The following is a 24,863-nucleotide window of genomic DNA, read 5'->3' as shown; positions in this document are numbered from 1 at the left end:
TTTGACTATATCCAAAAGGATTTTTTCCCTATGGTTGTGTCTACCTATGTGTTCTTGCAAAAAATAAATACGGTCTTTTTGTCGTTCCTTGAAAATTTGATAGCGAAAACACGTTTGTATTGTCACTTACCGAGTGATACGGAGTTGGTGATGCACTTTTATTACCACATATCAAATTATAGAAAAATTGGAGGGAATTGTGATGTGTAACTTAGATGAAGGAAAAGGTATATCTGTTTATTTGGAAAAACCATTGATTGAACAAATTAAAGACCTTAAATGTTTTAATCAACAAACCTATTTGGATTTCAATAAGGAATCCAACCTGAAGTTTGGTGTAGAAGAAAAACTATATACTATCTTGCGTTACGCCAATGATTTTACAGAAATGGCTAAAAGAGAAGTTGAGGGATTATTTACTGCAGAAGAAGCATTGCTACTTTTCGTTTGTTTAGTAAATGAAGAATATGCCTGGATTGGGGAAAGCCAGGGAGGGAACTCATGCTTTTGATTTACCAAAAGAGTGATTTTCTTAGGGGATTTTATAAAACCTTTCCGATGGAAACAATTGAGCAAATATCGAAAAAGGCTGAGTCTCTTACATCCGCTCAACTAATGGGACTAAAGGCAATGGCGGTGGAATTATGTCATAAAAGCAATGGTAGGTCTTTACGTTTTAGTAGTACGGATATTGATAGATATTTCAGAACTGCTGTCGGTTCGGACCTAAATGAAAAGTGGTATGAAATCGTAGTTTACTAAAAAATATTGGAAAACCTTAAAGAAGAACTTCAAGATTTGTTGTTAGGAAAGGGAGAAAAAGCAACGGTAAAAGAAGCTATCCATGATATTTATTCACAAATGGAAATTCCAGATATAAGAGTGAAATTAGGAGCTGATAGACTTTTTGATGTCGTGGAAGTTTTAAATTCAAAATACAAATTAAATGGTTTCTTTAGTCTGGGAAAGGAAGAAACTAAATTCATTCTTTTTGTCTATGGAGACGAATATGGACTTACAGAAGTTAGATATTCAGTAGAGGAGGCATTTGTGTTAGATGTCGTGGATGAAGCTCACATGTTGGCTTTCCTAAACAAGTGAAGCGATAAAAATGAATAGATTCAATTAAAAGTAAAATAAGGCTTATGTAAATAAATATGTTCAAGGAGGAAAACTTTAATGAATCAAACATGTGTTAAATCGAATCAGATTGGTGAAGGGATTATTAAAGGTAACTTGCTTCCTGTTAGCGGTCATTCTTGGGTCAGTAGCAATACATCCGATATAGGAAGATATAAGAATCGGGATGGCTATGGGTTGTCAGGATTCTATTTCAGAGACTTTAAGAATATGAGACATGCTATTTCTTTAGACAATGGACATTTTCAAACAAAATACAGATTTCCAATTGTTGATATACCATTTTCCAGCCCTATGCATCGATGGGACAATTTATATTTTTGTGGTGGGTATGGTGCTACTTTACCAGATGGACAACAGTTTGATACTAACGAAAGGCTAATTGAGTACGTCTTAAAGAAGCAAAAACCAATGGGATTTATTGTTGTAGAAAAATCTAAGATAGACAGATTTATTCAAATGGTAGAAGGAAATCTGGATTATAAGATTATGCCTCATTTCAGAGAGGATTATGTGGAGTTGGGATTTGCAAATATAGGTAAGATTGGAGATTTGTTTGATATAGAACAGCTTATTTGTTCTTATCAAATTCTAAATGAAAAAATGGGGTTTGAATTAAATGAATCCAATGCAACTAAGTTAAGAAAAATAACTGATTGCGAATTCAAGGATTTCTTTGATTATGATTATGCCAATCCCAACTACATGATTGATTGTATGATAGTAGGTTTAATCTTAGGTTTTCCAGTAGAATCTACTTTTGCATTTTTAAATAATTATAGATAACTAAAACACATCTTAGTGATTTAACAAAAAATATGCTTGGGAAATTTCAAGATAAATAACTTTAAATATAATGAAATTAGGAGGAAACAAAATGGGATACAACATTTACTATGAAGGAAGAATTGAATTAGATAAGCCACTGGATGATGAAACTTACAACATTATTAAGGGGCTTGGAAAAACAAGAAGAATGCGTTGGGATGCGGATAAGTTGGAACAGGATGGAATTGCCTTAAAGTCGGAAATAGGGTATTGGGGTGAATTTTTCTTCGGAGTTCAAGATATGAAACCCAAAAGTCAAAGAGAGTTTGAATCTAAATATGTTATTGACCATAATTGTCCACCACCAGGTCAGCCAGAATTATGGGGTGTTTGGACAGTAACAGATGACCGATTAGGATTAGCTTGGAACAGAAATGAAAAATCTTACGGTGGTCATGAATGGTTAAAGTACCTTGTCAAAAGTATTTTTATTCCAAGAGGATATTATCCGAGGGGGATTATCAACTGGTTTACTGAAGGGCATTGGTATGAAAACAAATGGCATACAGTTGTTGAAGGTAAGTCAGTTCGGAAATATCGGGGATATAATCGGAAGCAAAAAGAGCCAGATATTGATGGTTGGTATGAAGAAGAACTTCAATCCTATGACGAATACCATCAAAAATGGCTAAAGAATCTTATGGACAATAAGGTAGAGTTTCTCCATGAACATCGCCCTTGGAAAAACGAGAAAACGGATGCCGAATTTGTTCTATCATTTAACCTGTATCTTGAGAATAACATTGTTCAAGCAACGTATGATAGAAAAGAAATTTGCTATGCCAAATATCTATATGAGAATTTAAGAATAGTAGATGGCAAGATTATTCATAATGAGGATTCATCTGATATTGATAAGGTTATAAATGACCATGAAACCTTAATGAAGGTGAAGGATTTGATTGAAGAGTATATTTTACTAACCCCTGATTTTCTTGAAGAAGCAGTGGTGTAAAACGTAAACCGAACAGATTTGAATGATTATATCCCAAGCCTAAAAATCTATAATATAAAGTATTTTTAATAAAATAATATGAAAAATGGGAGGAAAAGAAATGAGTAATGTATCGAATCAATCAACTTATAAAATAAAGAAGGGATTTGAAATGAGTCCATTTCAAAAAAACTTAGTGGACAGGGTAAAGGAGCATTTACAAGAATGTGCTACGGATAAAACCAGAATCATGTTTGCAAAAAAGGAAGAATTGCATGAATATGACGGAAGAGAATTTTCTTCAAGAGATTATGGAAACGAATATGAAGATAATTATATCTGGGTTTGTTTTAATGGTTATATGGATGGGAAAGACATGCAAGAAATGTCTTGGTCGGATGAAGAAATTTGCTTTAAAGATTTTTTGAATGAACAATATACCATTCCAGAAAAATTCTATAATTTCGATGCAATTGCAGTTAAACATTTGGAGTGTCATATAAACGGAAATGATATTTTCTTTACATCTCAAGAAGAGCCAGGTGGGATTGATGCTGATATGTATTATTTTGTTTAAAGTTTTGTTGCAATTCCTTCAATCCAGCTATATTCTATAAATAATAGAGGTTCATTTATTAGTAAAGCTAATTTTTAGAGGCATTTTGTAATAGGCAGTTTTCTTTTAAAAAAAAGAAAATTTCGCCTATATGCAAGATGTCTTTTGTTTTGCCTAAAAACAATGAGAAGAAAAGCCTTAAGAGTTTGCTCAATGCTATGTATTTGTATTATGGAGGTAAAGCAATTTCTAAAAAGTACTAAAAACCAAAAAGAATCTATTAAAAGAAGGAGAGAAGTTAATGGCATTCGAGAGAAATAAAAAGAGCGTTAATCCGAATTTTGGGAAAAAGATGGCTGTTGCTGATATTAGCCATCCGATTCTAAAGGAACATAAAAAAGCTCTGGTTTTATTAGACGAAATGGATAAAAGGAAGTTTAGATTCTTTAGACGGAAAGGGGAGAAGAAAATATGAGATTAACATCGGTTTATGCAACCACCTCATTTCATTTAATTATGGAATTTAATAACAAGGAATATCGACTCTTAAATGTTAAACAATTTTTGAAAGATGATAAAGGATTATTAGAAGAAGTACGTGATGATATTGATATGTTCCGAACAGCAATGGTTGACAACGTAGCGGGTACGGTTGCTTGGGAAAATGGGGTAGATTTTCAGCCTGAACATTTATATTCGGAAAGTGTAAATATAGACCATATATTTGGGAATGAAGGTGGAGAAGAGCATGAGGGATACTGAACCATATAAAATTGGTTATAATGAAGGTTTTGAAGCTGGATTTGTTGAGGCTTTAAAAATTATTTCAGCAAAAGTATCTGATGAAAGCAGGATGCAATTAGCAGTAAATTGTTTGGGTTATTTGCCATTGCCAAAAATTATAGAGCACTGTCGAATTTGTTATCATCGAGCTGTGGAGGTAGTGGAACAGTCGGAATTCGTAGAATATGTGAAAGATAAATTTGATAGTTATGTAGAAAATGACGAATTTTTTGACCAAGAATCAATGGGAAGGATTTATCAATATCGTTTGGAATCTGCAAAGAGAGATATCGAAGACACACCTCCCCAAGAAATAATAAGCAGTTCTAAGATTTTATCGATGGACCTGAAAAAGTTGTTGATTGAATATATAAAGGAACAGGGAGAAGGCAGGAAGTAAGGATAGAGGTAAAGGAGAGGGAGAATAATGGGGCAATATCTGCAAATGGGAATTTGTTATAGATTGGAAGTTGATAAAAAAAGATTGGATAAGTTAGAGGTTACATTAGAAGGATTGATAAATGAGTTAAATAAACACTTAGATATTACCTTGTACGAAATAAATGAAACTCATGAAGAAGTCATTTTTGAGATTAAAGAAACGGTAGCCTTAGAACAAATGCAGGAATTTATGCAATATCAATATTCGATGTGTCCTCAAGAGCAATGGGACACAGATTGTTTTGAATCGGCTTCGGAAATGATGGGTGAATTATCATCATTAAAAGAGTTAGTTGAACTGGCAGAAGAGGGGAGATTTCCTTGTTTTCAATCCAATATTATTACTGACGAAGTAAAGGTGTCAGCATGGGATTTGTTAAGAGTGGAATTCTCGATGTTGGTGTTCTTTATTGAGGGCAAAATATATATGGAGGGATATGGTGCATTCTTGAAATATATTGAAAATAACATAAGAGAGTCAAGTAAGAAATGGAAAATTGCAGGAACTTTTAAATGTTTTATTGATTGAGGTATTGAGAATATATCTGGGTAAATGGAGGTGTTTATAATGTTTGATGATGATTTTGATATTAATGATGGTGTCTATGCTGTTCCATCACATTATAAAGTCAAAGTTCGGGCATTGCTGGAGTATTGTAAATCGAAAAATGTCGATGTAGAAGACTTAACGGAAGAGGAGATAAAGCAATTTGTAGTTTATAAGAAAAATCCCCTATTAGAAGATGATTAATCAGGGCTTAGTAATTCTCCTTCAGTTTCCATTATTTTAGATTATAGATATCTTCGCTAAATCTATAATAAAATACAACGACAAAAAAGGAGGCAGAGAAAGTGCTAAATATGTTAGGGTCAGTCCATCGAATAAATAGTAATCTTGAAGATGATAAAAAGAGCATGAGAATATTGAAAAGCCATCGGAGAACAATATTTGCCCTTATCATTCTTATTATGGTAATAAATATTAGCGATTATATTACAAAAGAAATGACATTTTTGATGGGTTTGTTTACTGGTGTGATTGGTGTGATGTGTATAGGAGGTCTGATTATCAATATAAAACTAAGTAAAAGGATTGGAATAAGAATTAAGAAGAACTTGGGTTAGGACAGCCTTAGAAGAACTGCGAGTTAATTATTGCAGTTTTTTTCTTTTTGCCTGTAATTTGAATAGATTTTCTTCATATTTATTGAGGTATGATAACTTAGGAAGGTGAGGGTCAGTTTAAAGAACAAGGGTCTTGTATAAATGAATCCAGATTTATAAAATATAAGATATATAATAGAAGAAACTCGGAATAAAGGGATGAAATTAAAAATGGAAAAGAATTGGGCTGTCGAGTGTTGGGGGAATATGGGGAACACAGAAATATTCTATACAAGGAGAGAGGCAGAAACCTATTTCAGAAGCATTAGGAAAACACTGGATAGTAGCAAATACATTTTTACTAAGGACTCTATTGTAGACAAGAACGATAGCAGTAATGCTGTTTATCTTACTAATCTGAGTGAACTTTGAACGTTATAGCAATATCAGTTTGGTTTCTTTTGGATGTGTATGTTGGAATTTTTCAATCAATTTATGCTTGAGTTTTGTTACCCCTTGAGATAAGATGATGACAAAAGAAAAACATCTAAGGGCGGGGGATAAGATTCAGCCCTTTCGACTTTTATAAAAAAATTAGAATAGCCAGTAGTCTTTCCAAAAAAAACCATTTGGATTGACTACTGGCTATTTTTTATACCCAATGACTATATTCAAGGGGGTGATACCGAAAAGGGCTATGCAACTAACTAATAAATTGACCAATTCATTAACATACGACTTAAAGAGCAACTGGACATTGATAGTCCTATATTTTTTCAGCTTTTAAGTCAGATGTTATGAATAATAATTGACTACATATAAGTGGGGGAAGAACAAGTTGGATGTTTTTGGATATATAAGGGTTAGTACAAAAACTCAAATGGATGGGTATGGGTTAAAAACGCAGGAATCAGCAATTATAGACTTTTGCCAAAAGAATGGATACGACCTAATTGAAGTATTTCGAGATGAGGGAATCTCTGGAACGATTGCAAACAGAGACGGATTAAATGATTTAATTAGTTCTTTTGGTGAAGTAAAGAAAGTTGTAGTATTAAACACCTCCCGACTTTGGAGAAGTGATACAGTCAAAGTTTTAGTTCACAGAGAATTTCAGAAGCATTCGGCTGACGTTATCAGCATTGAACAGCCTAATTACAGCGGAATTTACACGAAAAATCCAAATGACTTTTTGGTTAATGGGATGATGGAATTGCTCGACCAATATGAGAGAATGAGTATCGCTATGAAGCTCAACAAAGGCCGTAGAACAAAAATTAAAATGGGCGATAAAGCATGTGGGAATGCTCCTCTTGGCTATAAGTGGAATGATAAAGCAAAGATTATTGTTGATGAAGAAACAGCGGCCATTATCGAATTGATTTTCAAAAAGTATTTGGAGTTACGCAGTCTTGGGAAACTTAAAAAGTATTTAGACAACTCTGGGGTAAGAAGCAGTAGGGGGAACAGATTTAGCAAACAGGCCTTGGTTGGGATACTAAAGAATGATTTTTATAAAGGTGTTTTAAGACACAGTGATTTGATAATCGAGGGGAATCATAAACCGTTGATAAATAAGGTCGTATTTGGGAAAGTACAAGCTCTAATTAATAGAAACAGAAAAGCTGGTGTAAGAAATGAGAAGTGAGTGGAACGAGGAAAAATTACAAAGGTATATAAAGGAAGGTAGAGGACAGGGAGAATTTGAATCCTATAAAGGATTTATTCGAGTGCAGGACTTCGGCTCGGTTGGCAGAAGCAGTCGTTTAAGAACTTGGCGATGTAATCGGATTGTCCACCTACTGTCGGATATAGAAACACGATTCTTCTACCTAACTGAGTTTGACGATTCAATTTTACAAGTGAAAGAGCATGTGCCTTTATACGATTTTGAAGAAGTAGTTGGGGAGCAAGAAGATATAGATATAAGGAAATTTAAGGATAAACAATCGGGATTTCCCTACATTTTAACCACGACCTTTCTAATTACAGTTAGGGGAAATGACGGAAATACCTATGATGTTGCAAGGAGTGTTAAAGCAAGTCATGAATTGGAAAGAAAGGCAGTGATTGAACGCTTCGAGTTAATAAGACGTTATTTTTGGAAAAAAGGTATTGATTGGGCGTTATTAACCCAAAAGGAGCTTCCAATAGTTAAGGCGAAAAACATCGAGTGGATACATCCAGCGAGGTTTTTAGAGGAAACAACGGATTTTACTAAAGGTGATATTTCGTATATTTCAGGAATTCTTTTGGAATCACTCTATAAAAATAAAAGACCAGTTCGGGAGATAACAAGTTCAGTTGATTCTCAACTAAATCTTGAAGCTGGTTCAGGGTTGTTGCTATTTAAACATTTATTAACAACAAAACAGATAAAAATAGATATGAATAAGAAGATTGAATTAAACCAATCGGCAGAAGTTTTAGAGATTGTTCCGCAAGAAAGGCAGGGTGAAATAAAAATTGCTATTGACCGTTAATACGTTAATCGGTTATACGGGAGATTCGTTAAAGGATACCGTTGAAAGAATATTGTGGATTAGCAGTGATTATACAGTTGCAGTTTTGATTGATATTTATGCTAACAAGAGCACTCCAATATATAAAAATGTAGAAGACATTGTTAATGATATTGAGATTAAAGGTGCAACCGTTATTAAAGATGACCCTTTCCAAATTTTTAGAAATGATAATGAGATTAGTGAAAAAGAGAAGGAGATTCGGAATAAAGCATGGGAGATAATAAAAGCCATTGCGGAGAAAGAAAATGAACCAGAAGTTTTTAATGCAAAGAAACGTGCAGAACTTGTTAAAAAGGCAAGTGGAAAATTTGGAGTAAGTAATAAAACAGTCTACAAGTATTTAAGGCGATATTGGCAAAGGGGAAAACACATGAATGCCCTTTTGCCAGATTACAAGAATATAGGGAGGTCTCAGGAAAAACAAGCAACAGGTAAAAAAAGGGGGAGACCAAAAAAATATAAAGATATTGTGGGTGAAGGTGTAAATGTCAATGAAGAAACGAAACGGATATTTAGGATAGCACTTAATAAATTTTACTATACAAAGTCTGGTAACTCCTTAAACACTGCATACCAGTTAATGAGGAAGGAATTTTATGCAGATGGTTACAGGATAGATGGAGGCATTAGGAAGCCAATATTAAAACCATCCAGTGAAGTTCCAACCTTTGGACAGTTTAAATACTTCTTTTATAAGGAGCGAAACTTGAAGAAGGAAATATACTCAAGGCAGGGGTCGAAAGAGTATTTGCAAAATCATAGAGCATTATTTGGTAACTCTACAGTAGAGGCTTATGGACCAGGTTATTACGAAATTGATGCCACCATTGCTGATGTTTACTTAGTCTCCAGATATAACAGAAATTGGATAATCGGAAGGCCCGTCATCTACCTCTGTGTGGACAAGTTTTCCATGATGATTACAGGACTATATGTGGGCTTAGAAGGACCTTCTTGGAATGGGGCTATGAGTGCTCTTGCTAATTCGGCAAGTAATAAAGTGGATTTTTGCAAAGAGTACGATATTGAGATTATAGAGGAGCAATGGCCATCCCGCCATCTTTGCGATACTTTGATAGCTGACCGAGAGTTGCAGGGTAAGATGGTTGAGACACTTGTTAGTTCCTTACATGTTAAAGTACAGAACACAAGTCCCTATAGAGCCGATATGAAACCTTTTGTAGAAAGAAAATTTCAAATTATTAATGAGAAATCCGTACAACCATTTTTACCTGGAACTGTGAAAACTGATTTCCGTAAGAGAGGAAGCCGAGATTATCGTCTTGATAGCGTTCTCGATTTGTTCCAATTTACCCAAGTTATGATTTATTCGATTCTCGAATATAACCAAAGTTGGCTTTCTAATTATAATCGTGAAGAAATGATGATTAGCGATGATATAGAGCCTATTCCAATAAAGTTATGGAATTGGGGAATGAAAAATCGTGCTGGTTTATTGCGTTCTGTTTCAGAAGATACTGTGAAATTGTGTCTGATGCCAACTGCAAATGCTTATATAACTGGTAAAGGAATTAAATTCAAAGGGTTATTTTACACTTCTTCAAATCTTATTAGAGAAGGTAGTTTTGAACGTGTTCGTATAAGTGGTAGTGGAGAAAAGATTCATATATCCTATGACCCAAGAAATTTAAACTTCATATATATAAAGAAGGAAGACGGAAAAGAATTTGAGAAATGCCACCTTCTGGAATACCAAGAAGTTCACATAAACAAGAGTATTGAAGAGTTTGAATACTTACAGGAATATGAAAAGTTACTGAAAAAGCAAAAAGAGGATGAACAGTTACAATCCAAAATTGATTTAATTTCAGAGATAGAAAATATCGTTCAAGAAGCAGAGAAAATGACGAGGGAACAGCAGGATGAAACTGAGAGCAAGACACAAAAACTAAAGGGAATTCGTAAAAATAGGCAAATAGAAAAGATGATTAACAAAGAAAATGAGGCATTTGAACTTGATAAGAAAGTGACGAACGAAAAGGGACAAGTTCTTTCATTTAATAGAATGAATAATCAAGAACCTGAAGAGGGACCAGAAGAGTTTGAAAATGAAATGGCCCTATTAAGAAAGAAGCAGAAGGAGAGAACGTATGGAAAAACAGAATAAAGTAATAATTCCAAACGGTGGAGAAGCTGTAATGGCAAAATATAGAGACCAGGAAGTGATGGAATACAGAAACAATCCTTTTATCGAAGCTCTTCCTCCCATTCTTTCAAAGGAGGAGGTAGTTGATAAATTAGCCTATTATCCACCTTTTAATGAAAATGAACGTAACTTGGATAGTCATATAAGACTGCACCTTGTCCAGCGATTATTCCAATATTACCAGCCAATTTTTCAAACGCTTGATTTGGAGTCAAGGGTCTCCAGGATGATTCGTATGGGTTATGTTCATAAAAATCCTTTTAAACCAGAATTCGCTCAAGGATTGCACGAAAACTACAAGTCGATTCTAAACGCAAACATAGATATGTACAATGGCAATTTAAAAAGCACGTCTTCTGCAATGACGATTTTGGGACCATCAGGAATCGGTAAAAGCCGAATGATAAATGTGGTACTATCAGCTCTGCCACAACTTATTGTTCATTCTCGCTATAAGAATAATGATTTTAATATGTATCAGTTGGTCTGGCTTAAATTAGATTGTTCATTCGATGGAAATATTAAAGGCGTTTGTATTGATGCATATAGGAGCTTGGATAGTTTATTGGGTACAAGCTATTATAAGCGGTTTGGTTCAGCAAGAATGCCCATAGCCTCCATGCAACCTGCTTTATCTCAAATGCTTAGGGTTCATGGGGTTGGACTACTGGTAATAGACGAGGTGCAGTCGCTGAGCGTTGCCAAATCTGGTGGAGCAGAAAAAATGATGAACTTCTTTCATTACTTATCTAATATGGGAACTCCTATTCTTTTGATAGGAACACCAAAGGCACTTCCTTATTTAAGAGGCGACCTCCGCCAAGCACGAAGAGGCAGTGGTCAGGGTGATATGGTGATAGAACGCATGAAAAAGGATTTTAATTGGGATTTAATTCTCGAAGGAATGTGGGATTATCAGTGGGTGAGAAAGCCAACTGCTCTTACACAAGAGTTTAAAGATATTTTATATGATGAATCTGGCGGAATAACAGATATTGCGATTAAACTTTTTGTCATGGCTCAAGTAAAGGCAATTTCCAGTGGTAAGGAACAAATAACTCCTGCATTAATAAGAAAAGTGGCAAGAGAGAATTTGCAACTAATTCAGCCGATGATTAATGCTATAAGAAGTGGCGACATTAAAGCTATTTCGAGATACGAAGATATCGCACCTATAGATGTAGAAGGGTTTATTAATCAGGAATTTTCTACTGTTTCTATGAACAATAAAATAAAAGAAATTCAAAAAGCGAAGAAAAAGCAGGAGAAAAATTGGAAGGAAAACGTGAGGGAACAGTCTATCTTAAAGTTAATTGAGTTGGATGTTGAACCAGGCAAGGCAAAAAAGTGTATTGATACTGTGATTGAAAAGCAAGGACAAGAATTTGATATAAAGGGGATTGTAAAAGAGGCGTTTAAGCTGTCTATAAATATAGAAGAAAGTAGCCCTAAACCGACTAAATTACCAAAGAAAATGGAGTTGCAAAACAAGCAAGATTTAAGATTGATTGTTTCGGAAGGAAAAGCAAATGGTCTATCTGCCCATGAAGCACTTAAAGAAAAAGGAATTATTAAAGTGATAGAAAATGATTTCTTCAGTGTGGGGTGAGAATAATGGTTGGTTTTTTTCCAACACCGTATCCGAATGAGTTGTTATATAGTACATTAGCACGTTTCCATATAAGAAGTGGGAACATCAGCCCCAAGGCAACCATTGAAGAGTTATTTGGCTCTCGTTCTGTCACTACTGTTGTCGATTTACCAGCCAACATAGATAGCTTGATAAGCAATTTACCGATTGGAAGTGCATATACTGCGGAAAATTTGATAATGGAGAACACTTTATATCCATTTTATAGTGCCTTTCTTCCGCCAGAACGTGCCAAAAGCATCTTGCAATCTATGCAGGGTAACAGCGGTGGAAGCATCCATAATCGAATAGGTGTTATGGCAAGTACAATTGCAGAGAATAGATATATTAGGATGTGCAAAGAGTGTGCGACAGAGTCATTAAAGAAATATGGAGAAGTGTATTGGGTGAGAAGTCACCAAATTCCTGGGATTATTATTTGTTCAAAGCATAAGACCTTACTGTACAACAGCAAAGTATTAGTACATCACTTTAACAAAAATGAGTTTGTTCCAGCAACTGTAGACAATTGCAATTTAACCGAAGAACATACAACCTCAAAGAATATAGAAGATGCTATAGAATCTGAATTTATCCCCAATTATATTCAAGTTGTAGATAATGTGGATAAACTATTAAACAATCGTTATTCCAATAAGCCACCTGAATGGTTTTTCTCTCAATATATAGAGAGGTTAAAGTTGATGGGATTAGCAAATATAAATGGAAGTGTAAAGCAAAAAGAACTTCGAGAGCAGTTTCTTGAGTTTTATGGGGAGAATTTATTAACGATAGTCCAATCATCCGTTACTAATAATGAAAGTTGCTGGTTAAGTATGATGGTTAGAAAACCACGTAAAACTGTTCATCCAATTAGACATCTGCTGATGATTCAATTTTTAGGAATTACGTTGGAAGACTTATGGAATGAGGAAAATGAGTATTTACCTTTTGGCAAAAGTCCTTTTCCATGTTTAAATGCGGGAGCAGACCATTATTTACAGCCAGTAATTACTGAAGTGTCTATACGGTATGACAGTAAAATCAAGCGGCCAGTTGGGACATTTAGCTGTTCCTGTGGGTTTGTTTACGCACGAAAGGGACCCGATAGTAGTGAAGATGATAGGTACAAGGTTGGAAGAGTAAAAGAGTTTGGAGAAGTATGGGAATCAAAGCTAAAAGAACTTTTTCAAATGAATTTAAGTATGAGAGAAATCGCAAGAAGATTAAAGGTAGATGTAAATACGGTAAAGAAATATGGTCAGAATTTAGGAGAAACCGAAGCGGAACTCGGTTATAAAAGAAAAGACAATCTTATTAACAAGGATAGTTTTCGTAATGAATGGCTGGATTTGCAGAAGCGATATCCCGAAAAGAGTAAAACGGAACTGCGGAAGGTTAATAGTGGTCTTTATACTTGGCTATATCGCAATGATAGGGAGTGGTTAAATTCAAACTCTCCAAAAAAGAAGCAAATTACTATGGTAAATAATCGGGTGGATTGGGATAAAAGAGATGTGGAAACTCTTGAGTCCGTAAAGGAAATTGTAGAAGAAATACTTAATTCCCCTAATAAGCCTGAAAGAGTAACGATAAGCAGAGTTGGGAAGAAAGTAGGCAAATTATCCTTGCTGGAAAAGCATCTATTCAAGTTGCCTCAAACCAATGAATACTTGCTACAACATATTGAATCGGTAAGAGATTTTCAAATTCGCAGAATCAAATGGGCGATTAAAGAATGCCAACGAGAAGGATATGATGTGCAATGGTGGAGAGTAGCGAGGGTAGCTGGTATTCGGGGTGAATGGATAGAGGAATTAGAAGTGGAGTTTGAAAGGATAAGTAGCATTATTTCATAAGATTAGTTTAGCAAGGTTTGGCTTGATATTGGGAAGAGCTGTAGGTATCATAAATTTATAGAAAATAATAATTATTTGAAATGAGGAAACAAAATGGCGACTTTTTATATTAATCGCAAAAGTCCATATTGCATAAATTAACGCTCAGTCATAGGACTGGGCGTTTTTAATTGTGTTTGTTTCCAAACTGTATCGAAAGGAGGAGAGAGAATGTTGTTGGAAAAGTTGAAAGGGTCTTTACAAAATCTTTCTATTGAATTAATTGGAGACGCACTTACTATTGCTGTTTCTTTAGTCATTGGCTACTATGTGAAAGTTTTCTTTCTTATGTAGTTAGCTTTATTAAAGACTGTAATCAAAAGGAGATGACTAATTTGTGAATGAGATGAGTTTCGTGGATGTTATAAACAGGTCAGATTACAACTTAAAGAACGATGATGAATAGGAACAAGGAGGATATAAGAATGAATAAGGGATTTAAGTTGGAAAAGGAAATTGATATTACCGAATTGATGGAGGTGTTATCATTTAATGCTGAATTAGAATTGGATAATGATATTCGAGAATGGTTACAGACACCGCCTGTTAAATTGCAGAATTATGGATATGCGGTGGAAAGGGAAGAGGAGTATTTTGCAACACTAAACGAGATTTCAGAATATCTATTGGAGAGATGATGAAATAAGAATCGCAAATAAAGGAGGGAAGTCTTAATGGAACAAGATTGGAAGGAAAAGTTTAGAGCAGAACTTCTGGAGGATATGAAAAAGGAAGCAAGGCAAGAGATAGCGGAAGAAATGGCAAGAATTTATCTGGAGACCACTGATTATGATGATGAACCAATATCTGAAAGGTTTGGAGTGCCTATTTACAAAATAGAGCAATTTAGAGAAGACCATAAAAAGTGGCAGTTCGCAAAACAATTAGAGATAAATAGAAGAACCAGCTTTTCTTGAGGACAATGTGATTTCATTGTGCTTACCAAAAGACATGTTTCTAAAGAAGGGAAAACTGGATGGGGCTGAAAATATGCTTTTGCTCGGTTTACATGCCACAGGATTAAAGCGATTTTTAGAACTCATCTCCGATGATACAAGGAAGACATTGCGAAAGATGCTAACTGAACAAGATTTAGACGTTAAAGAGGAGGGGGAAGAGTGAATTACTATCAAATGTTAGAGAATTTGCATGTTGTTTCTAATAATAAAGATAGAGATGATGAGAACTTCTGGTCACAAGAGGTATATAGCCAATCTGATTTTTCCAGTGCGTGTTTAGATGCCCATCTACTGGCAAGGAAAAATATTTGTAAACAAGTTGAGTGGGGAAAAGAACAAAATGAAGAATGAGCAAGAAATACCAAAAGAATATTGTCCGTATTGTGGCAAGAATTTGATAAGAATTCTTTCGGAACAAGAGCAAAAGAAATACAAACTTCGATACGTAAGTGAGAAAATTGGCGTTTCCAATTGGGATTCTATCTTTGCATGGAAATGTCCTTATTGTACTAAAACCTGGAGGAGGTAGTTATGACCTTATGTTAATCCCAAAGATAGAAGCTCAGCTTATTAATTATAAGATTTACGAAGAATATACTCCTGCATTAAACAAGTTAGAATTCTTTCAAGGAGTTTTCCTCCCTTTTAACAATGAAAGACAAAAAATGTTGATGTTGTGCTTATTCAATATGGGCATCAGAGAATTTATCAGTATTCTTCCACAGGAATCAAAAGAAGAATTATTGTGTTTGCTTCAACAAGATTTGAAAGAATGATTTAATTTACACAACTTTCCTGCATTTACTTTCTGTTTGTTTAGAGTTTTGGTAAAATATGATAGCGGAGCTTTGGGTTTTCGTGCATCGAAAGGACATTTTTATGAGAACGAGCACCCTTTTTGCTTTACGAAACAACCACCTTTTTTGCGGAGCTTAAAGGTGGTTGTTTTCATTACTGTGTGTATTAATGCAGGAAGTCAAAAATTCCCTTTTTGACATAAAAATAGGGAGAAGTATTTATTTTACCAAATTGAGTAAAGTTGCTAAGGTAACTCTTTTCTTCGATAGTCTTAATTGAAATATGTAAGGAGTACGGTAAATGTCATTGACGAGATTACTAAACCATAATAAGCAGATAAAAGAACTTTTCAAGTCAATTCCAAATATGAAACAGTTTTTTCAGACACTTAATGAAGGTCCTGCCTTTCCTGTGAAAGCACCAATTATTGTGAAATCAGATGGTAGAGCAAACCCCATTGTAGGACACGCATATGATTATTGGTTAAGAGCGTTTATACAACGAATAAATAACCGATTACAAGAAAATGATAATTTAGTTGCTTATCAGGGTCTATCCTTGCTTTTTACAGAGAAAAAATTTTTCGATAAAGATGCTTACAAATATCACCTTCCATTCATAAAAGAAGAAGAAAAAGAGTTCGGTAATTATTATTATGAGACCTATTTGAAAATGAAAGAAGAGAATAAAACATCTGATGAATGGTTTGAAGCAGTCCTTGATTACATACATGAAAAATACACAGATGAAATCCTTGAAAATATGGAGCTAAAGTTTTTTGGGGACTTTACAATAACTACCCATTATTCTGAAGGGGAAATTATTTATGATAATATTATTGAAAGAAGAAATTCTTACATTTTAGGGGAATCAGTTGATGATACTCAACTGATGGAAGATTGTATGATTCTGGGGAATTTGGATGCTTTCTATCGTTCTAATTATATACATGAACAAGGTGTTTTTTATGTGTCAGAAAAGGATATCACAGACTTGTTAAATTTAACAAGAGAGACTCAAAAGTTTTCTTCTCTTTTCATAATGAACCATACTCTTATATGTAATCCTTCATTTGAAAAAGCATCTATTTTAGTAGGAGGAGCAGATGCTGATATTTTAATAGATAGCACGTTGATTGAGATAAAAACTGAGTCCCAGTTTGGATATAAAGCAGACCATATGAGGCAACTTATCGGATATTATATTTTATCTCTCTTTACACCTTCCTTTCCTAAAATAGATAAGTTGGCTATTTATAATTCAAGATTTTGTCGATATGTTTACATCAATATTGATGATATATTTGATTACTTTGATTTGATTGGTTTTGCTAAAGAATTTATTGAGATTCTCCTTGAAAGAAATTCGCTGTTAAACAAAGATAAAGACGTAATTCAGCAGTCTTTTGTAACCAAAACGAAAGATTTCCAGAAGTGAAAATAATATTATTTCATTTAAATATTTTTCAACAGGGATTTCAAAACTTCCTTAAAATAGGAAGTTTCTATAAATATTCAAGTAACTGGGAATGTTAAAAGGTTATTATTCATTAAATTGTTCAAGGGAGTGTTTATATTTGTTTTATAAAATCGCATTATTTCTGTTTGCAGGAATTGCTGAGATTGGAGGAGGTTATCTTATTTGGCTGTGGCTAAGGGAAGGTAAGCCGTTTTATTGGGGTATATTTGGAGGTGTTGCATTAGCTTTATACGGTGTTATTGCTACATTTCAAACCTTTCCATCGTTTGGAAGAGTCTATGCGGCCTATGGAGGAGTATTTATAATACTTTCCGTATTATGGGGATGGGGTATTGATAAAAAGACACCAGATTTATATGACTGGGTGGGTGCAGGTATATGTTTAGTTGGTGTTTCAGTGATGTTGTTTGCACCACGCCAATAACAATTCCTTTAATAGAAGGGTATTGATTTTTTAGTCTTAAGAAAAATGTATAACACTATCCTTGACCGTGTACTATAGTACACGGTTTATACTTTTATATGGGGTGAATAATTTGAGTTATCGTATTAGTGAATTTGCGGATAAGTGTAGGGTTAATAAAGAAACCATTAGATACTACGAACGCCAGAATTTATTACAAGAACCTTCTCGAACAAATTCAGGTTATCGGATATATTCAGAGGATGATGTTAAGCGTGTAGGGTTTATTAAACGAATGCAAGAGCTGGGTTTTTCTTTGAATGAAATTTATAAATTACTTGGGGTTGTTGATAAAGATGAAATTCGATGCCAAGACATGTTTGAATTTGTATCAAAAAAAGAAGAAGAAGTTAAAAAACAAATAGAAGATTTAAAGCGGATTGAACGTATGTTGAAAGATTTAAAGAAAAGATGTCCAGATGAAAAGGAATTACATGAATGTCCTATTATTGAAGCGTTGATTGAGGACTAATAAGAAGGAGATTTTTATGAAACATAAAAAGAGCTTTATTACAGGAATGGTAGGTATATTTGTTGTTCTACTATGTTGTGCTACACCGATATTAGTTATTTTATTAAGTGCTATTGGATTAGGGGCGATAACTGGCTATTTAGATAACATTCTAATTCCAGTTTTAGCAATTTTTCTTGCCTTAACATTCTACTCTTATGACAAGTTAAATAAATCCAGCTCTAAGAATGATTCTTGTTGCTCTTAATATATAGGTGGTGATAGTGGTGAAAGAGAAAGTTTCACAAGTAGCAACGTTATTCTCTGGATTTGTGATGGCAGGTTGTTGTTTAGGACCCTTCATTTTGATTCCTTTTGGTTTAACAGGCTTTGCTGGAGGATTGGCTATTTATGCAACGAAATATCAAACGATGTTAATAACAGTTACATTGGTTTTATTGGCATACTCATTTTATTTGATTTATGGGCGAAAGTGTAAAAAGAGAAGCTCTATTATTGGATTATGGATTACAACGGTTTTGGTTTTAGGGATGCTTGTTTATACACTAATGGCTGAAGGATACCTATAAGAACTGGGTATTTGGTTATACGTTAAAATAGCAACAGCAAGATTTTATATCGTTTCTGCTTGTTTTTGTGTAGAAATGAGAAAGATGTAAAAACTGTTAGTGATATTTTTAGTTCATTTATGGTAACAGCTTTTGTAGGGTTTCGAGGCTGAGATTAAAAAAGAGTAGATGGTTAAAAGGCTATTAAAAAATTAAAATAAAAGGATTAAGGAGGATAAAACACATGAAAAAATATCGGATACAAATTGAGGGAATGACTTGTACAGGATGTGAGGAGCATGTGGCTGTTGCACTTGAAAATATAGGAGCTAAAAACATTAAAGCTAATTTTAGTCGTGGTGAAGCTCTATTTGAATTACCTGATGATAAAGAGGTTGAAATTGCCAAAAGAGCTATCAATGAAGCAAAATATCAACCTGGTGAAATAGAAGATGTGTTATCAAAGGAAGATGTGGATTTAGGTAATGAAGGTGATTATGACCTGCTTATTATCGGTTCTGGTGGAGCGGCCTTTTCGGCCGCCATTAAAGCAATAGAATATGGGGCAAAAGTTGGGATGATTGAGCGTGGAACGGTTGGGGGAACATGCGTAAATATTGGTTGTGTTCCTTCAAAAACCCTTTTACGAGCTGGGGAAATCAATCATTTAGCAAAATCAAATCCATTTATTGGGTTACAAACATCTGCTGGAGAAGTAGAATTAGCACCGTTAGTAAAGCAAAAGAATGAATTGGTTAGTGAACTCCGCAATCAAAAATATGTTAATTTAATTGATAAATATGGATTTGATTTAATTGAGGGTGAAGCTAAATTTGTTGATGAAAGTATAGTTGAGGTAAATGGAAGAAAACTTTCAGCAAAACGCTTTTTAATCGCAACAGGTGCTTCTCCATCTTTACCACCGATTGCAGGACTTGAAGAAGTAGATTATTTAACAAGTACAACGCTACTTGAATTAAAAAAAGTTCCAAAACGCTTAACGGTAATTGGTTCAGGGTATATTGGAATGGAACTTGGGCAACTTTTTCATCATTTAGGTTCGGAAGTTACACTTATGCAAAGAAGTGAGCGTCTATTAAAAGAATATGACCCTGAGATTTCTGAAGCAGTGGAAAGAGCTTTAACAGAACAGGGTATAAACCTAATAAAAGGGGCAACTTTTGAGCGTGTGGAACAAGAAGGAGAAATAAAAAAGGTTTATGTAACGGTTGAAGGAAAACGAAAAATAATTGAATCAGAGCAACTCCTTGTTGCAACAGGTAGAAAACCAAATACAGATTCTCTAAATTTAAGTGTAGCAGGTGTTGAAGTGGGAAACCGCAAAGAAATAAAAATAAATGAATATGCTCAAACAAGTAATGAAAAGATTTATTCTGCTGGGGATGTAACACTTGGACCACAATTTGTGTATGTAGCGGCCTATGAAGGTGGAATTGTCGCTGATAATGCAATTGGTGGGTTAAATAAAAAATTAGATTTATCGGTTGTACCAGGTGTTACATTTACAAATCCTTCGATTGCAACCGTTGGTTTAACAGAAGAACAAGCAAAAGAAAAAGGATATGATGTCAAAACATCTGTATTACCTTTAGAAGCTGTTCCAAGAGCAATTGTGAATCGTGAAACCACAGGTGTATTCAAAATAGTGGCAGATGCGAAAACATTAAAGATATTAGGAGTCCATGTTGTATCTGAAAATGCTGGTGATGTAATTTATGCAGGAACATTAGCTGTGAAATTTGGTCTAACTGTTGAAGACTTAAAGGAAAGCCTTGCACCATACTTAACAATGGCAGAAGGGTTAAAGTTGGCTTCTCTTACGTTTGATAAAGACGTTTCAAAATTATCTTGTTGTGCAGGATAGAAGGTCTGTACATGTTCTTCTTAAACAAATGGTGCTTTACTTCAATAAGGAGTAAAGCATTTTTTATTCAATTAACCTTGAGTATTTAATTCCTTACTTTTTTATCATTTTGGATTTTAATTCCAATAATTTTTCTGTACATACCATTTAGCATAATTGGTGAATCCATTTGTATGGATAATTGCTTAGAAAATGGATTAGCCACTTGTTCAAATCTCAATCCAATATCTGTACCCAACAAGGAGATAAGCGGTCTTATTCCCCTTTTGAAAAGGGATAGTTCTTGGTTCTCAGGAACGAATTTATCAAATATCAATATTCTCCCTTTAGGTTTCGTTACTCTAATCATCTCTTCCATACACTTATGAGGATTTGGGACAACAGAAAGAAGTAAACTTGCTATTACAATGTCAAAAGATTCATCAGGAAATGTTAAATCCTGTGCATCCATTTGCAGGAATGTAATATCTGTATGATGAAACTTTTCTCTTGCTTTATCCAGCATGTCACTGGAAAAATCAATGGCTGTTATGTCGATATCATTATGAGGGACATACTCTAAATCTGCACCTGTACCACAACCTACGAAGAGTACCCTTTCCTCCTGAACCCATTCTATATCCTTAAATACCTCTCTTCTTGCTTTTAAAAAAATTCCTTTATTGAAAAATTGGTCATAAAATGGCGACCATACTTTATAGATAATTTGATTCCATGTGCTATTCATTTTAGAACTCCTCGTTTAAAAACTTTATTGTGTATCTGTATTCTTTGGAATATTAATAAAATCCTTTAATTTGTGGGATTTTCATAAAGATAAGAATAATTTTTCGTTTCATTCAAATATATATTTGAATAACAAAGGGGTTAGAGTTATAATATATTCAAATAAACATTTGAATGAGAAAGGAGAAGTGAATGTGAGTAAAAAAGATACATGTGAAATTTATTGCTACGATGAAGAGAAAGTAAATCGAGTTCAAGAGGAAATCGAGAAGGCAGATATCAGTAATATTTCCAAAGTATTTAAAGTAATAGGTGATGAAAATCGTACTAAGATTGCGTATGCTCTTTGTCAAGAAGATGAACTATGTGTTTGTGATGTTGCCAATATCTTAGGTACATCTGTAGCGACAGCCTCCCATCATCTTCGTACTCTTCATAAACTTTCTATATTAAGGCATCGAAAAGAAGGGAAATTGGCTTTTTATTCATTAGACGATGACCATATTAAACAGTTAATCCTTATTGCATTGGAACATAATCAGGAGGTGAAAGCACATGTCTGAACAACAACAAACGAAAACTTATAGAGTACAAGGTTTTACTTGTGCAAATTGTGCATCAATATTTGAAAACAACGTCAAAGCACTTGAAGGAGTTCAAGATGCGAAAGTAAATTTTGGTGCATCGAAAGTTGATGTTATTGGAAATGCAACTATTGAAGAGTTAGAAAAAGCAGGGGCATTTGAAAATTTAAAGATAAGAAATGAAAGAGAGCAAGTTGTTAAGCAAGAATCTTTTTGGAAACAAAAAGAAAATATAAAAGTATATATATCAGCAGTCTTACTATTGATAAGTTGGATGATGACCAAACAATATGGTGAGGAAAGTCTAATTCCGACTATAGGCTATGCACTTTCTATTTTGATTGGTGGCTATTCCCTATTTATCAAAGGACTTAAAAATTTAGTTCATTTAAAGTTTGATATGAATACCTTGATGACGGTAGCCATATTAGGAGCATCTGCTATTGGAGAATGGGGCGAAGGAGCAACTGTTGTTATCCTGTTTGCAGTTAGCGAAGCATTAGAAAGATACTCAATGGATAAAGCTCGTAATTCTATCCAATCCCTAATGGATATAGCACCAAAAGAAGCTCTTATTCGTAGAGGAAATAAAGAGATTACGGTTCAAGTTGATGACATTCAAATAGACGACATTATGATAGTAAAACCAGGTCAGAAACTTGCAATGGATGGGATTGTTGTAAAAGGAACATCTACTATCAATCAAGCGGCCATTACGGGTGAATCTGTACCAGTAGTAAAAAAAGTCAATGAAGAGGTATATGCTGGTACGTTGAATGAAGAAGGATTATTAGAGGTAAAAGTTACGAAACGTGTTGAGGATACCACTCTTTCCAAAATCATTCATATGGTGGAGGAAGCACAAGCGGAAAAAGCACCATCCCAGGCGTTTGTAGACAAATTTGCAAAGTATTATACACCAGGAATTATTATTATTGCCCTATTACTGGCAGTAGTTCCTCCCCTATTCTTAAACGGAGATTGGCAGGAGTGGATTTATAGAGGTTTGGCAGTTCTTGTTGTAGGTTGTCCTTGTGCGTTGGTCATTTCAACACCAGTATCCATTGTAACTGCCATAGGAAATGGAGCGAAAAATGGTGTTTTGATAAAAGGTGGAATTCACTTAGAAGAAACAGGGGCATTAAAAGTTATTGCATTTGATAAAACTGGAACACTTACAAAAGGTCTTCCTTCTGTTACAGATATTGTCGCTTTTAATGAAGAAGAACAAAAAATAATGACGATTACATCTGCAATTGAAAAGGGGTCACAGCATCCGTTAGCTTCAGCCATTATAAGAAAAGCTGAAGCCGATAATTTACCTTATAAAGATGTGAATATAGAGAACTTCCAGTCGATTACAGGAAAAGGTGTAAAAGCAGATATCGATGGAACGACTTATTATGTAGGTAGTCCAAATTTATTCGAGGAATTATATAGCATAGAAAAGAATATTAAACAACAGATAACTAATATGCAAGAGCAAGGAAAAACAGTGATGGTCTTAGGAACTTCTAAAGAGATTATGTCTCTTATTGCAGTGGCAGATGAAGTAAGGGAGAGTTCTAAAGAGGCAATTCGTAAACTTCATCAAATTGGCATTGAAAAGACGGTCATGCTTACAGGAGATAATGAAGGAACAGCTAAAGCAATCGGTAAAGAAGTTGGTGTCATGGAGATACAAGCTGAACTTTTACCAGAAGATAAGTTAGTCTATATTAAACAGCTTCGTAGTAAATATGATAAAGTAGCAATGGTCGGAGACGGAGTAAACGATGCACCTGCCCTTGCATCTGCAACAGTGGGTATAGCAATGGGCGGAGCTGGAACGGACACAGCATTAGAGACTGCGGATATTGCTTTGATGTCTGATGATTTAAGTAAACTTCCATATACAATCAAACTAAGTCGAAAAGCGTTGGCAATCATTAAGCAAAATATTACTTTTTCATTAGGCATTAAGTTACTTGCCTTGGTACTTATTGTTCCAGGCTGGTTGACATTGTGGTTAGCCATCTTTGCAGATATGGGAGCAACATTGATTGTTACCCTAAACAGTTTAAGATTATTGAAAGTAAAGGAATAATGGAAAAATGTTAGCACTCAATCCCTAATCCCTTTTTTCCTATCACCTGCTTCTATGTTATAGCAAAAAGAAGTTTTACCCAAGGCAAATTAACTGTTCCCTTGGTTAAATAAGTTGTTCCCTAAAACGAGTGAAAATCGGAGGATAGCCTCCAGTTTTCCTCGTTTTTTTGTGTCCAGAAGCGGAGAAAAAGCCAGTAAAAAGCATGAGAAAGGCATGAATAAAGGCAGGAGGAAACGTCTGATAAAGCCCGATAAATCAACGATTTCAAGATAAAAACCAGAGGAAAAGAGAGAAAAAGGGCAGGAGAAAAAGCAGGAAAAACCCTTAGCCCTGACCCATTTTTATCCCTGTTCCTACGGAACAACTTATTTTCCTAAAAAATCAGGATTCTGACAAAAAATAGGAGAAAAAAGGAGCGAACGGGGGAACAACTCATTTGCCTACAGAAAATGGGAAAATCGGAGAAAGGCAGGAATGACAAGGGTTTGAGAGAAGGGGGGAGGGAAGGTTTCTTTTTTACAACTACAAATGTTGTAGCTTTTGAAAAAAGTTTGATTGTTTATAAAAAAGTTTGATCATTTTAAATAAAGATCGATAATTTATAAAAAAGTTTGATGGAAACAGTCATTTAGGATATTATTTCCTAAATGACTGTTTTTTTGTTTTTTAGATAAATATGAATTGACATTTTGAAGTGACAGAACATTTATATACATGAGGTTTCTTCGATATTTAGGAACCGAAATTTATATTAAGGGAGAATTGGTGGTTTTAATATAACCATATAACAATAACTCAGCACAAAATGTTGGAGGTGAACCTTTTGGCTAAGCGTAGTAGACCAAATTCTATTG

The 24,863-nt window shown here is 34.4% G+C and carries 31 protein-coding genes; 30 read left to right on the top strand and 1 reads right to left on the bottom strand.

The annotated features are described in order from the left end of the window. Positions 1–202 precede the first annotated feature (202 nt). The 28 genes from AB3351_RS20785 to merA all read left to right on the top strand — a co-directional run bounded on the left by AB3351_RS20785 (position 203) and on the right by merA (position 20,610). A complete protein-coding gene (locus tag AB3351_RS20785; protein ID WP_062686405.1) occupies positions 203–511 on the top strand; it encodes a hypothetical protein in 309 nt (102 codons plus the stop codon). Next, positions 502–762: a hypothetical protein gene (locus tag AB3351_RS20780; RefSeq protein WP_062686404.1), complete on the top strand. Its 261-nt coding sequence runs from the start codon at positions 502–504 to the stop codon at positions 760–762. The genes AB3351_RS20785 and AB3351_RS20780 overlap by 10 nt, the downstream gene beginning before the upstream one ends. Positions 763–798: 36 nt before the next feature. After that, positions 799–1,101: a hypothetical protein gene (locus AB3351_RS20775; protein WP_371149057.1), complete on the top strand. Its 303-nt coding sequence runs from the start codon at positions 799–801 to the stop codon at positions 1,099–1,101. Between the two features lie 78 nt (positions 1,102–1,179). Continuing rightward, the gene (locus AB3351_RS20770) at positions 1,180–1,926 is read left to right on the top strand and encodes a hypothetical protein (RefSeq protein WP_062686402.1); all 747 of its coding nucleotides are present in this window, start codon (positions 1,180–1,182) and stop codon (positions 1,924–1,926) included. Positions 1,927–2,017: 91 nt separating this feature from the next. Continuing rightward, positions 2,018–2,923 (top strand): hypothetical protein, encoded by a 906-nt coding sequence (locus AB3351_RS20765; RefSeq protein WP_062686401.1) that lies wholly within the window; start codon positions 2,018–2,020, stop codon positions 2,921–2,923. Positions 2,924–3,023: 100 nt separating this feature from the next. Beyond that, positions 3,024–3,479: a hypothetical protein gene (locus tag AB3351_RS20760; RefSeq protein ID WP_169187616.1), complete on the top strand. Its 456-nt coding sequence runs from the start codon at positions 3,024–3,026 to the stop codon at positions 3,477–3,479. 280 nt (positions 3,480–3,759) lie between these two features. Continuing rightward, positions 3,760–3,933 carry a hypothetical protein gene (locus AB3351_RS20755; protein ID WP_156413436.1) on the top strand — a complete coding sequence of 58 codons (174 nt, stop codon included), beginning with the start codon at positions 3,760–3,762 and terminating at the stop codon, positions 3,931–3,933. Continuing rightward, on the top strand, positions 3,930–4,220 hold the full coding sequence (locus AB3351_RS20750; protein ID WP_062686399.1) for a DUF2442 domain-containing protein: 291 nt from the start codon (positions 3,930–3,932) through the stop codon (positions 4,218–4,220). The genes AB3351_RS20755 and AB3351_RS20750 overlap by 4 nt, the downstream gene beginning before the upstream one ends. Further along, positions 4,207–4,641, top strand: a complete 435-nt coding sequence (locus AB3351_RS20745; protein ID WP_062686398.1) for a hypothetical protein — start codon at positions 4,207–4,209, stop codon at positions 4,639–4,641. The genes AB3351_RS20750 and AB3351_RS20745 overlap by 14 nt, the downstream gene beginning before the upstream one ends. Positions 4,642–4,668: 27 nt before the next feature. Further along, a complete protein-coding gene (locus AB3351_RS20740; protein WP_062686397.1) occupies positions 4,669–5,211 on the top strand; it encodes a hypothetical protein in 543 nt (180 codons plus the stop codon). Between the two features lie 39 nt (positions 5,212–5,250). Then, complete coding sequence (locus AB3351_RS20735; RefSeq protein WP_062686396.1) at positions 5,251–5,433, top strand: hypothetical protein; 183 nt, start codon at positions 5,251–5,253, stop codon at positions 5,431–5,433. A gap of 101 nt (positions 5,434–5,534) precedes the next feature. Then, positions 5,535–5,807, top strand: a complete 273-nt coding sequence (locus tag AB3351_RS20730; protein ID WP_062686395.1) for a hypothetical protein — start codon at positions 5,535–5,537, stop codon at positions 5,805–5,807. Between the two features lie 817 nt (positions 5,808–6,624). Then, positions 6,625–7,434 (top strand): recombinase family protein, encoded by an 810-nt coding sequence (locus AB3351_RS20725; protein WP_052126233.1) that lies wholly within the window; start codon positions 6,625–6,627, stop codon positions 7,432–7,434. Beyond that, entirely contained in the window at positions 7,424–8,269 is an 846-nt protein-coding gene (locus AB3351_RS20720) for a heteromeric transposase endonuclease subunit TnsA (protein WP_036178215.1), read from the top strand. Before AB3351_RS20725 ends, AB3351_RS20720 begins: the two co-directional genes overlap by 11 nt. Next, positions 8,253–10,439: a Mu transposase C-terminal domain-containing protein gene (locus AB3351_RS20715; RefSeq protein WP_044394554.1), complete on the top strand. Its 2,187-nt coding sequence runs from the start codon at positions 8,253–8,255 to the stop codon at positions 10,437–10,439. The genes AB3351_RS20720 and AB3351_RS20715 overlap by 17 nt, the downstream gene beginning before the upstream one ends. After that, positions 10,423–12,087 carry an ATP-binding protein gene (locus tag AB3351_RS20710; protein WP_044394555.1) on the top strand — a complete coding sequence of 555 codons (1,665 nt, stop codon included), beginning with the start codon at positions 10,423–10,425 and terminating at the stop codon, positions 12,085–12,087. The genes AB3351_RS20715 and AB3351_RS20710 overlap by 17 nt, the downstream gene beginning before the upstream one ends. Positions 12,088–12,092: 5 nt before the next feature. Further along, positions 12,093–13,967, top strand: a complete 1,875-nt coding sequence (locus AB3351_RS20705; RefSeq protein ID WP_044394556.1) for a TnsD family Tn7-like transposition protein — start codon at positions 12,093–12,095, stop codon at positions 13,965–13,967. Positions 13,968–14,177: 210 nt separating this feature from the next. After that, on the top strand, positions 14,178–14,300 hold the full coding sequence (locus AB3351_RS20700; protein WP_255475359.1) for a hypothetical protein: 123 nt from the start codon (positions 14,178–14,180) through the stop codon (positions 14,298–14,300). Between the two features lie 131 nt (positions 14,301–14,431). Continuing rightward, the gene (locus AB3351_RS20695) at positions 14,432–14,644 is read left to right on the top strand and encodes a hypothetical protein (RefSeq protein ID WP_044394557.1); all 213 of its coding nucleotides are present in this window, start codon (positions 14,432–14,434) and stop codon (positions 14,642–14,644) included. A 36-nt stretch (positions 14,645–14,680) separates the two neighbouring features. Beyond that, the gene (locus AB3351_RS20690) at positions 14,681–14,923 is read left to right on the top strand and encodes a hypothetical protein (protein WP_044394558.1); all 243 of its coding nucleotides are present in this window, start codon (positions 14,681–14,683) and stop codon (positions 14,921–14,923) included. A 201-nt stretch (positions 14,924–15,124) separates the two neighbouring features. Further along, entirely contained in the window at positions 15,125–15,316 is a 192-nt protein-coding gene (locus AB3351_RS20685) for a hypothetical protein (protein WP_044394561.1), read from the top strand. Positions 15,317–15,504: 188 nt separating this feature from the next. Beyond that, positions 15,505–15,741, top strand: coding sequence for a hypothetical protein (locus AB3351_RS20680; RefSeq protein ID WP_044394562.1), 237 nt, complete (start codon positions 15,505–15,507; stop codon positions 15,739–15,741). 322 nt (positions 15,742–16,063) lie between these two features. Beyond that, positions 16,064–17,200 carry a hypothetical protein gene (locus tag AB3351_RS20675; RefSeq protein ID WP_371149056.1) on the top strand — a complete coding sequence of 379 codons (1,137 nt, stop codon included), beginning with the start codon at positions 16,064–16,066 and terminating at the stop codon, positions 17,198–17,200. Positions 17,201–17,339: 139 nt separating this feature from the next. After that, a complete protein-coding gene (locus AB3351_RS20670) occupies positions 17,340–17,666 on the top strand; it encodes a YnfA family protein (RefSeq protein WP_044394563.1) in 327 nt (108 codons plus the stop codon). A gap of 112 nt (positions 17,667–17,778) precedes the next feature. Then, positions 17,779–18,177, top strand: a complete 399-nt coding sequence (gene merR, locus AB3351_RS20665) for an Hg(II)-responsive transcriptional regulator (protein ID WP_044394564.1) — start codon at positions 17,779–17,781, stop codon at positions 18,175–18,177. Positions 18,178–18,193: 16 nt separating this feature from the next. Next, positions 18,194–18,424 carry a mercury resistance system transport protein MerF gene (merF, locus tag AB3351_RS20660; RefSeq protein ID WP_044394565.1) on the top strand — a complete coding sequence of 77 codons (231 nt, stop codon included), beginning with the start codon at positions 18,194–18,196 and terminating at the stop codon, positions 18,422–18,424. Between the two features lie 19 nt (positions 18,425–18,443). After that, positions 18,444–18,746, top strand: a complete 303-nt coding sequence (gene merT, locus AB3351_RS20655) for a mercuric transport protein MerT (RefSeq protein WP_044394566.1) — start codon at positions 18,444–18,446, stop codon at positions 18,744–18,746. A gap of 223 nt (positions 18,747–18,969) precedes the next feature. Beyond that, on the top strand, positions 18,970–20,610 hold the full coding sequence (gene merA / locus AB3351_RS20650; protein ID WP_044394567.1) for a mercury(II) reductase: 1,641 nt from the start codon (positions 18,970–18,972) through the stop codon (positions 20,608–20,610). Between the two features lie 85 nt (positions 20,611–20,695). On the opposite strand, the gene AB3351_RS20645 is transcribed toward merA, so the two are convergent. After that, complete coding sequence (locus AB3351_RS20645; protein WP_044394568.1) at positions 20,696–21,337, bottom strand: class I SAM-dependent methyltransferase; 642 nt, start codon at positions 21,335–21,337, stop codon at positions 20,696–20,698. A gap of 193 nt (positions 21,338–21,530) precedes the next feature. Here AB3351_RS20645 and AB3351_RS20640 point away from each other — a divergent pair, with 193 nt between their 5' ends. Together AB3351_RS20640 and AB3351_RS20635 are read left to right on the top strand one after the other, a co-directional pair. Then, positions 21,531–21,899 (top strand): ArsR/SmtB family transcription factor, encoded by a 369-nt coding sequence (locus AB3351_RS20640; protein WP_044394569.1) that lies wholly within the window; start codon positions 21,531–21,533, stop codon positions 21,897–21,899. After that, positions 21,892–24,006, top strand: a complete 2,115-nt coding sequence (locus tag AB3351_RS20635; protein WP_044394570.1) for a heavy metal translocating P-type ATPase — start codon at positions 21,892–21,894, stop codon at positions 24,004–24,006. Before AB3351_RS20640 ends, AB3351_RS20635 begins: the two co-directional genes overlap by 8 nt. The last annotated feature ends 857 nt before the right edge of the window (positions 24,007–24,863 follow it).

This window comes from Aneurinibacillus sp. REN35 (assembly GCF_041379945.2).
Taxonomy (GTDB): Bacteria; Bacillota; Bacilli; order Aneurinibacillales; family Aneurinibacillaceae; genus Aneurinibacillus.
This window is presented reverse-complemented; position numbering and strand designations above follow the sequence as displayed.

Excerpts from the sequence above, each read along its gene's own strand:
- AB3351_RS20785 (WP_062686405.1), top strand. The coding sequence starts at position 203 with ATGTGTAACTTAGATGAAGGAAAAGGTATATCTGTTTATTTGGAAAAA.
- AB3351_RS20780 (WP_062686404.1), top strand. The coding sequence starts at position 502 with ATGCTTTTGATTTACCAAAAGAGTGATTTTCTTAGGGGATTTTATAAA.
- AB3351_RS20770 (WP_062686402.1), top strand. The coding sequence starts at position 1,180 with ATGAATCAAACATGTGTTAAATCGAATCAGATTGGTGAAGGGATTATT.
- AB3351_RS20765 (WP_062686401.1), top strand. The coding sequence starts at position 2,018 with ATGGGATACAACATTTACTATGAAGGAAGAATTGAATTAGATAAGCCA.
- AB3351_RS20760 (WP_169187616.1), top strand. The coding sequence starts at position 3,024 with ATGAGTAATGTATCGAATCAATCAACTTATAAAATAAAGAAGGGATTT.
- AB3351_RS20755 (WP_156413436.1), top strand. The coding sequence starts at position 3,760 with ATGGCATTCGAGAGAAATAAAAAGAGCGTTAATCCGAATTTTGGGAAA.
- AB3351_RS20750 (WP_062686399.1), top strand. The coding sequence starts at position 3,930 with ATGAGATTAACATCGGTTTATGCAACCACCTCATTTCATTTAATTATG.
- AB3351_RS20745 (WP_062686398.1), top strand. The coding sequence starts at position 4,207 with ATGAGGGATACTGAACCATATAAAATTGGTTATAATGAAGGTTTTGAA.
- AB3351_RS20740 (WP_062686397.1), top strand. The coding sequence starts at position 4,669 with ATGGGGCAATATCTGCAAATGGGAATTTGTTATAGATTGGAAGTTGAT.
- AB3351_RS20735 (WP_062686396.1), top strand. The coding sequence starts at position 5,251 with ATGTTTGATGATGATTTTGATATTAATGATGGTGTCTATGCTGTTCCA.
- AB3351_RS20720 (WP_036178215.1), top strand. The coding sequence starts at position 7,424 with ATGAGAAGTGAGTGGAACGAGGAAAAATTACAAAGGTATATAAAGGAA.
- AB3351_RS20710 (WP_044394555.1), top strand. The coding sequence starts at position 10,423 with ATGGAAAAACAGAATAAAGTAATAATTCCAAACGGTGGAGAAGCTGTA.
- AB3351_RS20705 (WP_044394556.1), top strand. The coding sequence starts at position 12,093 with ATGGTTGGTTTTTTTCCAACACCGTATCCGAATGAGTTGTTATATAGT.
- AB3351_RS20700 (WP_255475359.1), top strand. The coding sequence starts at position 14,178 with ATGTTGTTGGAAAAGTTGAAAGGGTCTTTACAAAATCTTTCTATTGAA.
- AB3351_RS20695 (WP_044394557.1), top strand. The coding sequence starts at position 14,432 with ATGAATAAGGGATTTAAGTTGGAAAAGGAAATTGATATTACCGAATTG.
- AB3351_RS20690 (WP_044394558.1), top strand. The coding sequence starts at position 14,681 with ATGGAACAAGATTGGAAGGAAAAGTTTAGAGCAGAACTTCTGGAGGAT.
- AB3351_RS20680 (WP_044394562.1), top strand. The coding sequence starts at position 15,505 with ATGTTAATCCCAAAGATAGAAGCTCAGCTTATTAATTATAAGATTTAC.
- AB3351_RS20675 (WP_371149056.1), top strand. The coding sequence starts at position 16,064 with ATGTCATTGACGAGATTACTAAACCATAATAAGCAGATAAAAGAACTT.
- merF (WP_044394565.1), top strand. The coding sequence starts at position 18,194 with ATGAAACATAAAAAGAGCTTTATTACAGGAATGGTAGGTATATTTGTT.
- merA (WP_044394567.1), top strand. The coding sequence starts at position 18,970 with ATGAAAAAATATCGGATACAAATTGAGGGAATGACTTGTACAGGATGT.
- AB3351_RS20645 (WP_044394568.1), bottom strand. The coding sequence starts at position 21,337 with ATGAATAGCACATGGAATCAAATTATCTATAAAGTATGGTCGCCATTT.
- AB3351_RS20635 (WP_044394570.1), top strand. The coding sequence starts at position 21,892 with ATGTCTGAACAACAACAAACGAAAACTTATAGAGTACAAGGTTTTACT.